The following is a 14,428-nucleotide window of genomic DNA, read 5'->3' as shown; positions in this document are numbered from 1 at the left end:
CTCCCTTTTTATATTTGAACACCAGAACGACGGTATCCGTTGATACCAGGAGATGATAGGGTAATGCCACAAAATATTCAGTTACGCAGAGTTCTTAAAACGCCAGCCTTGGTCGCCTTCGGCCTCGCTTATATGGTTCCGCTGGGTGTATTCACCACTTACGGTCAGGTGACGGTTCTCAGTCATGGCCACTTACCTATCGCTTATCTCATCACTATCATCACCATTTTATTTACTGCTCTGAGCTATTGTCGTATGACCAGCGCGCTACCGCTGGCTGGCTCTGCCTATTCTTACGTACAGCGTTGTTTTGGCGGTAAAACCGGTTTTCTGGTGGGTTGGGCGCAAATATTGGATTATCTGTTCCTGCCGATCCTTAACTATTTAGTTTTAGGTATATTTTTACACGAAGCATTCCCGGCTATTCCTGCGGCAGTCTTTGTCCTGGGTTCGATCGCCAGCGTCAGTTTGCTGAATATCCTCGGCGTTCGCTTGCTCACTTCAGTTAACTTCTCGCTGATCTCGGCGCAAATGGTCTTTATCGTTCTATTTTTAGCTCTATCGTTCAGTCAGGCCGACCTCAGCCCAGAAGCACTGTTAAAACCGCTGCTGGTCGACTCATCCGACTTTTCCGGTCTGTTATCCGGCGCGGCGGTGCTTTGTCTGGCCTTCCTCGGTTTTGATGCCATAGCGACCATGGCGGAGGAGGCGCATGACGCCAAACGTACGCTGCCACGCGCTATTCTGATTACCGTTATCGCGGCCGGTACAATATTTATGGCCGTTTCTTATGCCGCTCACCTTATCTATCCAGACTGGAAAGCGCTGATTCCGGTACAAGATACCGCCAGTTTGGTGATATCGGAAAAAGTAGGCGGCAAGTGGATGTACACCTTCTTTATGGCGACCTATCTGACCGGCGTGTATGCCTCTGCCATGACGGCTCAGACCGGGGTTTCACGCATCTTTTACGCCATGGGCCGTGAAGGCGTGCTGCCACGCAAAATCTTTTTCCATCTTCACCAACGCTTCCACACGCCTTATCGAGCCATCATTTTTGTCGCGATTATCTCGCTCTCCGCACTGTTCCTCGATTTGAGCATGGTGGTATCAATGATTAGCTTCGGCGCACTTGGCGCATTTACCTTTGTAAATCTCAGTGTGATCAAACACTTCCTGATCAATGAGAAACGCCGCGGCACCAGCGCCATGATGAAGTATGGCCTACTCCCGATGATGGGTTTTGTGATGTCGGTGTGGCTTTGGGTCAATCTGGAACCCGACGCACTGAAGGTAGGATTGATATGGTTGGTCATTGGGTTTATCTATCTGGTTTATTTGACCAAAGGCCTGCGCCAGGCGCCGCCTTCTGTCGATCATGATGACATTGCTCACCTGATAGATTAAGTTTTCCCATTGAACCAAACAGATAAGCCCCGCGTTGACCGTGTTCAAGCGGGGCTTATTTCGTTTATATGACTCATTCTCGCTGTGGAAAAAACCGGAATGTTAACCAGCCGTCGCATTACACACACCGATGCACCTTACTTTGCCGAAGTAGACAAACTGTATGAAAGCGCCTTCCCCCGCCATGAAAAACGCACTCCTGAAGCCAAAACTAACGCGCTAAACAACGATAATTATTCGTTACTTGCCTGGTTCGATGGGGAATTATTTGTAGGAATGATGTGTTCATGGGCATTTAACGGTTATACCTATATTGAACATCTGGCTGTCAGTAGTCAGCAGCGCTCGCAAGGATATGGCAAACGCATACTTCAGCAAGTTATACGACAGCATCCGGTTATTATTCTGGAGATCGACCCACTGACGACTGATATCGCCCGTCAGCGCCTTCGCTTCTACCAACGGCTCAGCTTCGTAGAAAACAGCTTCGCGCACCATCACCCCAGCTATCATCCGGATATTGCCGATCACGAACTGGTGGTATTGAGTTACCCAGAACCAATCAGTCAGGCTCTTTATAACCAATTTAATGATGAGCTTAGCAACATCGTAATGGGCAATTTGTCATCCCTGACATTTTAAGAAACTCACTGCGCTATGTCACTCAGTGCCAAAAAATGACTGATAACGCATCAAAATCGGCTAAAACGCTGAAACATTAGGCAGGCAATCAAGAAGTGGAAGGATTTACATTGACGAGCCTACGGTAATCGAGTTTAATACGCCCCGTTGCCCGGATAGCTCAGTCGGTAGAGCAGGGGATTGAAAATCCCCGTGTCCTTGGTTCGATTCCGAGTCCGGGCACCACTATTTAGAAAAACCAGCCTATGGCTGGTTTTTTGCTTTCTGGCATCCGCATTAAATAGGTTCGATTAGCAACGCATCACCTTCTTATGCCATGGCTTTATTGTCGGCCTTAACCGTTGCAGAAAAACCATCATGGTCAGTGCCTGTATCACCTATTTTTACTGCTTGTGACATCGCGCCTCCTCCGTTTACGGTAGTTATTGCCCGGTAAATTACTTAATAATATGTCCAACAAGACATTAAATACGCCGGCAGGAAATTATCAAATTCCGCCACCGTTTATTGATAACTGCCGGTCAGTATTACTTTTCCATTAATTAAAGAGAAATAAAGGGCATAGCTAAAGACAGACTTGCCATCCTTATCTAAAAAACCAGTAGCCGGATTTCCTTTATAGACTAATTTAACTAATCTTCCACCATTCACACTTACTCATTCAAAATCTTCCCATTTGATAGGTTCTACAGTGATAAATTGAGGTGGAAAATAATCAAAGTCAAGAGAGACGTACCAAGCTCCCGACCTGAGTCCCTCTACCATTTCTTTTTCACTAAATGCCATTTGCGCCATTCGTCGAATGCCCGCGCCATCTTTATTCAATATTAGTTGTCTGAGGTCAGTATATGCCCGGCGTAATTTAGCCATATTCTCTACCGAGGGTTCAAAGGGCGTGGCTTTAATCCAAGTCCAATCAGGAATATCACGAATGGTAAAATCACGAGTTATTTTATAAGTAATATAGCTTTCTATTGAATTTCCCATCACTGGAAAACCACTATTCTTCCCTGTATAATCAGAACTGTTTAAACCTGTTGGTTGTTTCTTTTCATTTTCCGTCGCAATTACCCTAGCTATTTCTGTTTCACCTTGTAATGTTGCAGTAGTAATCCATAGCTCATATTTGGCATCAATTGGGTATGTCTCATCTCCCTCTAATCCCCCTAATCCAGCGACCTCTACAGGGAGACTATTTTTACCATTAACCAAAAATGGAGTGATATTAACACCTGATACAAAAGGCCCTTTATCATAATAATGATAGAAACTGCTAATACCATTGGCATAGGTCAAGCAGATAGAGTTATCAGCGTCAAAATACAGTCAATATCTAACCGGTTGGGTATCTTTATTACGGCCAGGATAATCGTAATGGAGATATCTCTCCTCCTGGTGTTCAAGATCGCGGGCATATTCACTGAATTCTGCGGACCCGCGGGGATTTTTGAAGGTGTAATCTTTCAGGTGGGAGAGCACCAACATTTAGCGTAAACCGCAGGCCAGCCGCCCCCATATTCCCGCTCAACATACGCGTCTCCTTAATTAATAGCGCTAAGGTTTAATACCCTATTACATAGCAAGGAGATGGACTCAAAGGGAAAGAGGGTAATGGAGATAGAACATGAGATCAATGTTACCCGATACATCGTTGCCAACGAGCGCAGATATAAATATTATAATTTTTCTAAAGCGATTTTTTATACTAAAAAAGCCAATGTCGGGTTTTTATTATTTTAAATAAAACACACTGAGTAATACTATCTACCAGTAAAATATAAACAAATCCCATGAACTTGATTATCAACTAAATTATTGTTTATGATCTGACCTAATAAGCAATATATTGATATTACCCTTCTCCGTTTCTCATATTTCCCGACCTATACTACCGCAATGCACTGAAAATACGAGCATATCGTGCCACTACCAACCCTCCGATAAAGGAGGGTTGGATTGAAAATAAGAGTACCCTGATGACGACACGAAAACTCATTACCGCTACTGAGATTCACCGCTTAAGGCATTAAAACTTTCTACATCGCCGAAAATCCGCATAGCCAGACACCCATATTTATCCGAATTCTCTATTGCGTCCCATTTTGTGTCTCCGTCAAAAGGCCGCCTCGGGAACCGCAGCACCGCATTGCGCATAGCCAAGGCGGATAGCATCGAGGGCAATCATTTTCTCTTCATTTGTCGGAATCACAGCGGCAATGACTTTCGACGCCTTAGTGGTAATAACCTGAGTGACACCGCACTGTAATTGAGCATTCTTCCCTGAATCGATCTCAAAACCAAAAACGCCAAGATGCTCCAATGTTAGCTGACGGATCAGCGCCGAATTTTCACCAATGCCGCCAGTCAGGATCAAAGCATCAAACCTTCGCAGCGAACTGGCGTGTCCGCCTATATGTTTGGCAAGCCGATGTACAAAAACGTTTATCGCTAAACGTGCCCCTGCATGCCCTTCACGATAGGCTTTCTCCAAAACCCGCATGTCGCCGGATAAGCCAGAAATGCCCAAAAGCCCGGATTCCTTGTTTAAGACATGATCCAAATCCTCTAGATTTTGTCCGGTTCGATGCGCCAGATAAGCTAGTGCCCCAAAATCCATATCACCGCTACGGGTTCCCATAACTAAACCTTCCAATGGCGTCATTCCCATTGATGTATCGACGCTTTTACCATCCTGAATGGCGCAAATAGATGCACCATTGCCAAGGTGCGCAATAATCAGGCCATAGTCCTGCTCATCAAATCCGAGAATATCAACGGCTTTACTCGCCACATAACGATAAGACGTGCCGTGAAAACCGTAGCGTCGGACACCTTGCTCGCGAAAATAACGGTAAGGCAGTGCGTAAATATATGCCTCCGGTTTCAACGTTTGGTGAAAACCGGTATCAAAAACGGCCACCTGCCTAATGCCAGGGAATAACTGACGCGCAGCCTCAATACCATGCAAATTTGCGTAGTTATGTAAAGGTGCCAGAGGTGAAACTTTTTTTATCTCATCAACAACGCGATCGTTAATTAACACTGATTCACTGAATATTTCACCACCGTGGGCAACTCGATGGCCAATTAAGGTAATAGATTTATCCAGTCCGCACTTTGCCAACTCATCGGAAATAGCTGTCAACGCATCAGCATAACTTCCCTTACCCAATTGAATCTTCGCGTTTTTATCAATTCTTAAAAAAGATGTTTCGGAACCAATACCGTCTGCAATTCCAGAGGTGATGGCTTCGCAATTACTCAAATTCAGGACTGAAAATTTAATGGATGATGAACCGCTATTAATAACCAGAACCGTAGGGTTTAAAGTCATGTCATTACTCCGCCCATGTATTATTGAGGGCAAGTTGAGGGCTTTTAGCGCCATACTTAAACTAATTTGTAGACGATATTGAGAATGGTCAGTAGACCGACGAGAGTGACAAAATAGTTTTCTGGTCGACCCCTGAATCGGGCCAGCGCTGGCAGTTTATGAATGGCATACATCGGCAGCAGACACAGTAATGAGGCGATAATGGGTGCTCCCATAGCTTCAATCAAATCGAGGATATTGGGATTGATATATGCCACTATCCAGGTCGATCCCATAATGAAGACCATGCTGATCAGATTTAACCTACCGCTAGAGACTTTGGTTTTATCACCCTGATAGCCAAATTTAACAATCAAACCATTAAGGCCTTCCAGCGTGCCCAGATAATGCCCAAAGAAAGATTTAAAAATGGCAACCAGCGCAATCAGTGAAGCGGCATACTCCAATGTAACTGAGAAAGCCGACTGGCTTCCCGCCATGGCGGAAAAGTGGTTAGCGAGATAGGACAGTACGGGAATATTCTGCGCCTTGGCCTCTGCCATATTCTGAGGCGATAGCGCAAATAAACAGCTGAAAGCAAAGAACATAACAACCGCGACCATTAATATGCTGGCTCTGCTTATAATTTGAGAACATTTTTTCTCCGTGAAACTACGGCCGAATTCCGGCTCATATTCTTCACGTTTTGATACGACAAAAGAAGAAACGATAGGTGAAAAGTTAAAGGAAAACACCATGATGGAAATGCCCAACCACACCGTTACCAGTATTCCGTCATGTCCGAACAGAGAAATATCATTGACACCCACTTGCTCAATAACCGAGGTATTCCAGTAAGGAATCAGCGAGACTGAAATAAGCACCAAGCAAGCAATAAATGGAAATACTAGGAAACTCATGACCTTAACCATGAGATCTTTGCCAAAGTAAATCACTGCGGACATCAATAGCAGCAATCCTAGCGCCACCAAACCTCGGTTTAGCGGAACTAACTGAAGCTGGTTTTCCCAAAAGGTCATAAAGGTGTTGGTAATAGTAACGCCGTAAATCCATAGAAGCGGGCAGATAGCAAAGAAGTAGAGGAAGGTAATAACGACGCCACCGGTTTTACCGAAGTGCTCTTCAACCGTTTCAGTAATATCCCCTGAACAATTTTTACCTGACAAACACAAGCGAGCCAATGAGCGGTGGCAAAGAAAAGCGATTGGATAAGCCAAAACCAACATGATTAATATTGGAATGAGCCCGCCAATACCTGCACGAATAGGGAAAAACAAAACACCTGCGCCTATCGCGGTGCCAAATAATCCTAAAGTCCAGGTTGTATCTGACTTACGCCACGTTTTTGTTTTGAGTGGTGTTGATATAGCATTATCGATATCCATTAATAAATTCCTTATTAAGATATTTTACGAAATACTGCTTAACCCCGTAATTTGTGATACTCGTGATAAATCAATATTGCCGCCTGATATAATACTGACGGTCTTTTTGCCGGTGATATAATCTTTTAACTTTCCGCTCAGTAATGCCGCTGATGCTAATGCCCCCGCACCCTCGGTTATGATTTTGTTACGTTGAATAAGGTCGATCATACTTCTTCTTATTTCATCTTCGCTGACCAAAACAATGTCATTAACCAGCGCTTTGACTATTTCAAAGGTTGCATTACCTGGACGCGCGACATCACAACCATCAGCCAATGTCGAGGTTTTACGATGATTAGTAATGCTTCCGTTATAATAAGAGGCCGCCATGCCATGAACGTTTTCCGATTGCACACCGATAATATTAATGGTTGGATTGACTGATTTGATCGCCAAAGCAATACCGGCAATCAAACCACCACCGCCAATAGGAACAATCACATTATCGACATCGTAAAGATCTTCGAGTATTTCTAAACCAATGGTCCCTTGACCGGCAATCACCTTTTCATCATCAAAGGGATGAATGAAAATTCTATTTTCCAATTCAATAATTTCGCTGGCTTTGGCAATGGTGTCATTGAAATTTTCCCCGTGCAGTATCACCTGAGCAGAATATTCACTGGTCGCCGCAATTTTTGATTTTGGCGCACAGTTGGGCATAACAACTTTGCTGTTAATTCCTAACATGGCGCAGGATAGAGAAACGCCTTGCGCATGATTCCCTGCGGAACAGGCAACGACACCCTGTTTTTTTTCTTCCTCAGTCAGTGAACTGAGTTTATTAAATGCCCCGCGAATCTTGAATGAACCGGTACGCTGCATGTTTTCAAATTTGAGGTAAATCTCACCATGGCAACGCTCGCTAAGGTAATTTGATCTCGCCAGACCCGTTTTATAGATATGTCCCTTTAATCTTTTTTGCGCGCTAATCACGTCGTTAATCGTCATTCTTAAGTCATTGTAAATTTTCATCTTTATAGCCCTAGCCAATAATAATTCAAAGAATAATATATATAATAGGGCTGGATGCTACGGCACGAAAAACTGGATTAATGTGACGGAAATAGCAAAAAGAAGCGGCTAACATCTAATGAACAGTAGTTTATTTCGAGAAATGCAACGGAGTCGACATTAAGAGAGAGATTATTTTTATTTATCCGAAAAGGTGAGGGGAATTAAATTTCACTTAAAAAACGTTAATAACAAAATGAAATTGACAGGAAATCGACGAAAGAGAGTCCGGCGTTCAGGAATAAGAATAAATTTAATGAAAATCAAGACCGTCAGAGCAAACCTTTTTACTGTCCTAATACTTTATCGCTATGTCACACCCAATGTTAATAAATGGTTGTGTTTATGTTTAAATATAACAAATCTGTAGTTTTAACCATAAAGGTGGATAGAAAATAAAAATGTGATAACGATCACCCCTGTACTCATCAAATGTTTCAGCAAAACACATATCGTCACATTTAAAAATAACGAAAATAGCGCTGTATAAATCAAGCGCAATACTAAAATATTCCTCACCGCTCTTATTTAATCATCGCTAAACTTATAAAGGTGTAACTTAAGATAATATATATACTGAGAAAATAAACTATAAGCAACCAATACAACAATAATATAAATTGCATCTCTCATCATTAATTAAAAAACCCATTAAAGTAAAAAAATCAACAACCTAATTATTACAATAATAAATAAGCGAAAAATATAAAAACAAAACACAAAAAAAAGACAGAATAGATACTATCAATAACGATATAAATCACTGGGGACACGAATGCTTGTAAACAATAACTATAAAACACCCCAAAACTTGCCGTTACCTGCGTCAGAACCCCCTACACCAGGAGCGAATGCCTCTACATCTTCAATACCTAAAGTTGATATAACTAGACTAGAGGAAATAAAAACGCTTTGTGATCAGAGCGGCGTAGGTATAGTGCCTGAGCATCTAATTAAATTACAGGTATTAGCACAAGAAAGTAATTGCCTGATAGGTATCAGGCCCGTGGATATTATGGCAACAGATCTGATTAGAAATGGATATCCAACTAAGGGTTTTCATATTAAGGGCAAAAGTGCTAACTGGGGGCCTCAGACTGCATTTATCTGCGTTAAGCAGGAGCTGAGCAAACTGGTAGATAAGCCAGATAAAATTGCGTTATTTAATCAACAAATTCAAGCCTGCATTGACGAAGGCTACGCGCAAAAAGTACCGCTGAAAATAACTGCATCAAGGTTAGATCTCTTGATGAAGAAAAACATAGTCGATATTCAAATAGATGCTAAGGGTTTGCCCATCGCGCTAGATGCCAGAACCCCCAATGGAAAACCGTATAAATTTGAGTTAATACCAGTAAAAGAACAAGCGGATTTATATTTAGTTCAACATCATGGAGAGACCATTGAGGTGCTGGCACCGCCTGGTGAAAATAACAAACCGCTGACCGCTGATTACGATTTATTGATGATTGCGCCACACTTACGAGATTACGGTCCTAAAGATAACTTCATGCTCAAAGAAGTTTCCCATGATGTGTTCAAAAGAAATATGGATGTTTATAAGAATCGTCGTCATAGTGAGGTAGTTAATAAATATTTTCAGGCGGAATATCTTGATCCCGCTAAATTTTATGAGCGGGAAGACAGCAATATTGGCAATGCCTCACCGCGAATTCGCGCAATGATACCACTTATAAATAAAACTATGGTGGGCGATGGTGAACCGGTTGTTCATCACAGCACTGATGCAGGCAGCCCGGCAAGCGACATAGAGGCCAATTTCCCGGCGACCTTCGTGCTACCCAAGCCACTCGGAAGATTGAATGATATTTGCGTGATAAAAGATATAGACGAATTTAAGGAGTTGATCATCGAAGCTAAAAAAGAAAAATATTACATTCCCGTCAATCCACTCTGGCCTAATGAAGTGACGCAAATACGTAGCGAGAATTTTTCTTCCATTATTCGACGTTTCAGTAGTTAAAGTAATAAATACGAATAATATTTTATCTATTTACTAAGGTGAATGTTTTTATTTATTCGCAGGTTTTCGCATATTAAAAGCCACCTTCAAGGAAGGTGGCTATCCGACGATAAAATTACTTCGCGGGGCTAAGGGTAAATATTTTCGGGTTTCTTCCTAACCATTGAGCGGCTAGTGCATTGACCTGTTCTGGCGTCACCGCTTCCAACTGCTCTACCTCTTGAGCCAGCAGGGCAAAATTGCCGTCATCACTACCAACCTGAGCCAGAGCATCAGTCCAATAACTGGCACTGGTTCGCCCTTCTTCCTGCTCAATTCGCCAGGCTTTTTTGGCTTTACTCAACTCCAGCGGACTGATTCCTTCTTCAGCAACCTGCGTCAACACTTTCTGCGCCAATTGTGCCATTTCTTCTGCCCTTTCTGGCGCAGAGGTAAAGTTCAATCGAGCCAAATAATAAGGCGTTGGCAACTTGGCTACCATTTGGCTAAAGCCCAGAGTATAAACGCCGCTGGCCTGTTCCCGCAGCGCATAGCGCAAGCGTAGAGAAACCACTTTATCCATCAGTTGTAAGGCTAGCTGATTCGGCTGCGACCAGACCGCATACGATGAGAATTGCATACTAACCATAGTCTTAGGACTACTGGCTAACGGGTAGTCCTTTGACATTGCACGATTCAGCGGCTTAATGCCCAAATCACGCCAATGTAGTCGCTGCTCAGTACGAGGAAGACTGCCCATCCAACGTTCCACCAGCGTTTGCAACGTCCCTTCATCCAGCGAACCGCTAATAGTTAGCGTCATATCCTGCGTGGCGGAAAATAGCTGACGATGGCGTTGCTCTAGCCCTTTTACGTTAAAGTTGCGCCACGGACCGTTAGCTGTCACCAATAAGCGCTCCCCATGTTGATAGCCTTCTTGAGTAATGCTATCGAGGAAACGGCGCTCTACCGGTTGCTTATCAATGCCCAAAGCATAGGACTGTTTCTGCCGATCCAGTTTATCGGCTGCAAACTGCGGTGCAGTCATTTTCAAGTGCAGCAATTGCAATAGGGATTCCAGATGTTCCGCTGGCGCAGAGCCGCGTAAACCGTGGAATAACATCTCGTCGTAAGGCGTCAGTGCCAAATTCTGCTGTTTACTCAGTTGAGCCAACTGGCGCGGGCTGTATTTCCCGTAGCCGCTGACTTCAGGTAAGCGCATCGCCCAGTTAACCTCACCGACCCCATTCTCTTCTTCCAGCGAGCGTCCACCGGGAATACGTAATGAAATCTGTACGTTATCTTTCATTCCCGCGTCCGATTTAACAATAACCCGCATTCCGTTACTCAGCGTCCACCGTTGCGTATTGGCGATAGGCAAAATCTGGCGCTGTACCATCCTCCCGGCCGCCGGCGTATCCAGCGTTAAAGTCACCGCTTTAGGTTTTAGGGTGAACGCTCCGGGCTGGGTTTGACGAGTTGCGTCCCACAACGCCGCGATCGCTTGACTATCCACCTGCTTTCTATCCGTATCCGGGCCAATTAATGCTAATCGTACTGAACCAGTATCCAGCAATTCCGCCACCTGCGCCTGAACATGCTGCGGGCCAATCGCGGCCAACCAAGTTTCCGTCATTGCTAGTTGCTGCTGTTTATCCAGCATTGGTAAATTGAGCTCAATCGCCGCAGTCAAATTATCCGCAAGATAACCATGCTGATAACGACTTTCGCCAGCAGCCTGCTGACGCAATTTGGTTAATATCTGCTGACGCGCGGCATTCAGTTCTTCTGCACTCACCGGTGTGCTGGCCATGCGCTGTAGCTCGGTAAATAGCTGTTTCAGCGTTCCGTTGTAATCACTCCCCAGCGGGCGAGCAATTAATAAATGCTGAATACGCTGATTATCCAGCAACGCGGGCTGTTGATTAATGCTGGCAACCGAAAGCATTTCGTTATCCACCAGCAGTGATAAGCGCTGGTTAAATATGGTCAGCCACAAAGTATCCAGCAGATCCCGCCACTGGCCGTTAGCACTATTGAATGAAACCGGCAAATCACGCTGTAACCCCAACTGAATAATGCGCGAGCCTTGTTCTGCATCGAATAATTCACTGATTAATATGCCAGACTGAGGCACAAACTTCTTCCAATCTGGATTATCCTGAACCAAGGGTTGGGTAGCAGGAGCGGAGAATAACCTATTAATTTGTTGACGTATTTCCGTAGATTCAAAGTTTCCAACCATCACCAAAGCCATTCGCTGCGGCTGATACCATTGCTGATAATAAGCCATGGCTTCAGATACCGGAGCCTGCTGTACCACATCCAGCAAGCCAATAGGATCGCGTTGTGCATAGCGGCTACCGTAATAACGTAGTTGCTCCAGTGACTGGTTAATACGGAAACCCACGCCCTGACGCAAACGCCACTCTTCTACAATCACCGACCGCTCTTTATCAAAAGCTTCTGGTTCAAAACTGATACCGGTCGCCCAATCGGATAAAATCCGCAGCCCGAGCTGAATTTGCTTTTCCTCTGCGTTAGGCAGAGAAAGCTTGTAAGTCGTGGCATTTAGGCTAGTCACTGCATTAACGTGACTTCCCAATGTAATACCTTGTTTTTCTAGTGATTTAAAACTGGAAGTGCCGGGGAAATTACGCGTGCCTTTAAACGCCATATGCTCGACAAAATGCGCTAAACCACGCTGTTTTTCACTCTCTTGCAATGAACCACTGTTCACCAGCAGCCGCATTTCCACGCCCGGCTGCGCTCGCGGTAGCAAATAAACCTGTAGGCCATTATCCAGCGTGAAGTGCTGCACATCACGGCGAATCGGCAAGGACTGCCCGTCAGTTAGCTCGATGTCACGGGTTGTCGGCGTGCAACCCAACAATACGCAGACAAGCGACACAAGCACTAGTCGGTTAAACATGGTGTGGCAACTCCTTGAGAAACAAAAGATTGGCCATCCAGATACAAGCGATGGTCGGCGAGATCGGCCAAGAATGTCTGGTGACTGACCAGTAAAATGGCACTGCACGGTAACTCCGAACGCAGCAACCGCAGCAGATGGCGCGCGCTGGATGCATCCAGCGCCGAGGTAGTTTCATCCAACAGAATCAACCTTGGCTTATTCAATAACAAACGGGCAAACATCAGCCGCTGCTGTTCGCCGCCGGAAAGGCGTTGTTGCCACGCCGTCGATAAGGGCAATTGATAAACTAGCTGCGGTAAACCAACCTGTGTCAGGACGTCCCGATACTGTTCATCGCTAAAAGCACTGCGTTCTGCCGGGTATGCCAGTAAATCGTCCAGTCGCTCATGCGCCAGATATAAACGCTGCGGCAACCAGTGCACGCTGGCGCTGCGGGTAATCTGCCCACGGTAATGTGGCCAATGGCCGCTGAATGCGCGTAATAACGTGGACTTACCAATACCGGATCGTCCCTGAATCAGCGTCAAGCTACCCGGCACAGCCTCTACGATGATGCCTCGCAGCAGCGAATTACCATCGGCAGTTTGTAAATTCAGACGGGCTCGTAGCGGCATGGCGTCGTCCGATGCCGTTTCTACCGGGCTGGACGGCTCCGCTTCCAGCAGCACCACAAAGTTATACAAACGGGTTACGGTGGCTTGCCAGGCGGCAATGTCCCGATAGGAGAAAATGAACCAGCCCAGCGCACCCGCCACCTGAGCAAATGACTGACGGATTTGCATCAATCCGCCCAATAACAGTTCACCGGCAAGGAATTTTGGTAACGCAAAAAAAATCGGCGCCAATGCACTAACCTGTTGATAACCAACGGTAAAGAACGATAGGTTTTTCTCATAGCGAATCAGCTGATACCAGTTATCGGCAATGGCGCGAAAATGCTGTAGCAAAGCCGCCCGCTCGTGTAATTCACCGCGCTGGCCAGCAATAGCGTCGCTGGCTTCCCGTCGGGCAATCAGCCCACTGCGGTAATCGGCCTCACGACGCTGTTTTTCCATATTGAGCTGACGTAGTGGATAGCCGATCCAGTGGGTCAGGCCAATGCCAATCAAGGTGTAGAAAATACACACCCAAAACATGTAACCAGGGATGGTGAAACTGTGGGACGACAGGGAAAAATTCAGGCTGCCAGAGAGTTGCCATAAAATGGCGGCGAACGACACCAGTGTTAGCATGGAATGCAGGAAGGTAATCAACAGGCGCAGGCTAGATTCAATCAGCAAACGCACATCCTCGGCAATTCGCTGGTCTGGGTTATCTGGCTCCAACGCGTTGATTTTCAGCGCATAGTGTTGCCCGTCCCGAGAAAGCCAGCGTGCCAGAATATATTCTGTCATACCGATTCGCCAACGCATGATTAGCCGTTGTTTCAAATAATCCGCAAACACCACCACCAGAATCAACGCGCTAACCAGCACGATAAAATGCTGGAGTAACTGATAGAGTGCCTGACTGTTTAGCTGCTGTAGCGCATTGTAAAAATCACCGTTCCACTGGTTAAGACGCACATTGAACCAAACCGATGATAGGCTGAGCACCAGCACTACCGCCAATAGCAACCAAGCAAACCAGGCGCTGCCAACGCCCCAAAAAGGCCTAGCGAGATAACAGAACTGTTTTAACGTTTTCATCAATCAACCGATCTTGTA

General features: G+C 45.2%; 9 protein-coding genes and 1 tRNA gene. 4 read left to right on the top strand and 6 right to left on the bottom strand.

All coding sequences use genetic code 11. The features are described from left to right. Nucleotides 1-63 precede the first annotated feature (63 nt). The 3 genes from AD970_RS11930 (at nucleotide 64) to AD970_RS11920 (ending at nucleotide 2,274) form a co-directional block, all read left to right on the top strand. Nucleotides 64-1,407 carry an APC family permease gene (locus tag AD970_RS11930; RefSeq protein ID WP_049599182.1) on the top strand — a complete coding sequence of 448 codons (1,344 nt, stop codon included), beginning with the start codon at nucleotides 64-66 and terminating at the stop codon, nucleotides 1,405-1,407. 99 nt (nucleotides 1,408-1,506) lie between these two features. After that, nucleotides 1,507-2,049 carry a GNAT family N-acetyltransferase gene (locus AD970_RS11925; protein WP_049599179.1) on the top strand — a complete coding sequence of 181 codons (543 nt, stop codon included), beginning with the start codon at nucleotides 1,507-1,509 and terminating at the stop codon, nucleotides 2,047-2,049. 149 nt (nucleotides 2,050-2,198) lie between these two features. After that, nucleotides 2,199-2,274 (top strand) — tRNA-Phe (locus tag AD970_RS11920). 432 nt (nucleotides 2,275-2,706) lie between these two features. On the opposite strand, the gene AD970_RS11915 is transcribed toward AD970_RS11920, so the two are convergent. The 4 genes from AD970_RS11915 to tdcB all read right to left on the bottom strand — a co-directional run bounded on the left by AD970_RS11915 (nucleotide 2,707) and on the right by tdcB (nucleotide 7,785). Beyond that, nucleotides 2,707-3,345 carry a hypothetical protein gene (locus AD970_RS11915; RefSeq protein WP_157045523.1) on the bottom strand — a complete coding sequence of 213 codons (639 nt, stop codon included), beginning with the start codon at nucleotides 3,343-3,345 and terminating at the stop codon, nucleotides 2,707-2,709. Between the two features lie 817 nt (nucleotides 3,346-4,162). After that, on the bottom strand, nucleotides 4,163-5,383 hold the full coding sequence (gene tdcD / locus AD970_RS11905; RefSeq protein WP_049599172.1) for a propionate kinase: 1,221 nt from the start codon (nucleotides 5,381-5,383) through the stop codon (nucleotides 4,163-4,165). Between the two features lie 56 nt (nucleotides 5,384-5,439). Beyond that, entirely contained in the window at nucleotides 5,440-6,768 is a 1,329-nt protein-coding gene (gene tdcC / locus AD970_RS11900) for a threonine/serine transporter TdcC (RefSeq protein WP_049599169.1), read from the bottom strand. Nucleotides 6,769-6,792: 24 nt separating this feature from the next. Then, nucleotides 6,793-7,785: a bifunctional threonine ammonia-lyase/L-serine ammonia-lyase TdcB gene (gene tdcB / locus AD970_RS11895; protein WP_049599166.1), complete on the bottom strand. Its 993-nt coding sequence runs from the start codon at nucleotides 7,783-7,785 to the stop codon at nucleotides 6,793-6,795. 814 nt (nucleotides 7,786-8,599) lie between these two features. On the opposite strand from tdcB, the gene AD970_RS11890 reads away from it, so the two are divergent. Further along, nucleotides 8,600-9,808 (top strand): anthrax toxin-like adenylyl cyclase domain-containing protein, encoded by a 1,209-nt coding sequence (locus AD970_RS11890; RefSeq protein WP_084728154.1) that lies wholly within the window; start codon nucleotides 8,600-8,602, stop codon nucleotides 9,806-9,808. A gap of 115 nt (nucleotides 9,809-9,923) precedes the next feature. On the opposite strand, the gene AD970_RS11885 is transcribed toward AD970_RS11890, so the two are convergent. Beyond that, entirely contained in the window at nucleotides 9,924-12,719 is a 2,796-nt protein-coding gene (locus AD970_RS11885) for a M16 family metallopeptidase (protein ID WP_049599163.1), read from the bottom strand. After that, nucleotides 12,704-14,410, bottom strand: coding sequence for an ABC transporter ATP-binding protein/permease (locus tag AD970_RS11880; protein WP_049599562.1), 1,707 nt, complete (start codon nucleotides 14,408-14,410; stop codon nucleotides 12,704-12,706). The genes AD970_RS11885 and AD970_RS11880 overlap by 16 nt, the downstream gene beginning before the upstream one ends. Nucleotides 14,411-14,428: the final 18 nt, after the last annotated feature.

Source organism: Yersinia nurmii, from assembly GCF_001112925.1.
In the GTDB taxonomy this organism is placed as follows: Bacteria; Pseudomonadota; Gammaproteobacteria; order Enterobacterales; family Enterobacteriaceae; genus Yersinia; species Yersinia nurmii.
Note: the sequence above shows the minus strand (reverse complement) of the source record. Positions and strands in the feature narration are given on the sequence as shown.

Bases quoted from the DNA above. Each gene is read 5' to 3' on its own strand.
- AD970_RS11890 (WP_084728154.1), top strand. From the start codon at position 8,600: ATGCTTGTAAACAATAACTATAAAACACCCCAAAACTTGCCGTTACCT.
- tdcB (WP_049599166.1), bottom strand. From the start codon at position 7,785: ATGAAAATTTACAATGACTTAAGAATGACGATTAACGACGTGATTAGC.
- tdcC (WP_049599169.1), bottom strand. From the start codon at position 6,768: ATGGATATCGATAATGCTATATCAACACCACTCAAAACAAAAACGTGG.
- AD970_RS11930 (WP_049599182.1), top strand. From the start codon at position 64: ATGCCACAAAATATTCAGTTACGCAGAGTTCTTAAAACGCCAGCCTTG.
- AD970_RS11885 (WP_049599163.1), bottom strand. From the start codon at position 12,719: ATGTTTAACCGACTAGTGCTTGTGTCGCTTGTCTGCGTATTGTTGGGT.
- tdcD (WP_049599172.1), bottom strand. From the start codon at position 5,383: ATGACTTTAAACCCTACGGTTCTGGTTATTAATAGCGGTTCATCATCC.
- AD970_RS11880 (WP_049599562.1), bottom strand. From the start codon at position 14,410: ATGAAAACGTTAAAACAGTTCTGTTATCTCGCTAGGCCTTTTTGGGGC.
- AD970_RS11925 (WP_049599179.1), top strand. From the start codon at position 1,507: ATGTTAACCAGCCGTCGCATTACACACACCGATGCACCTTACTTTGCC.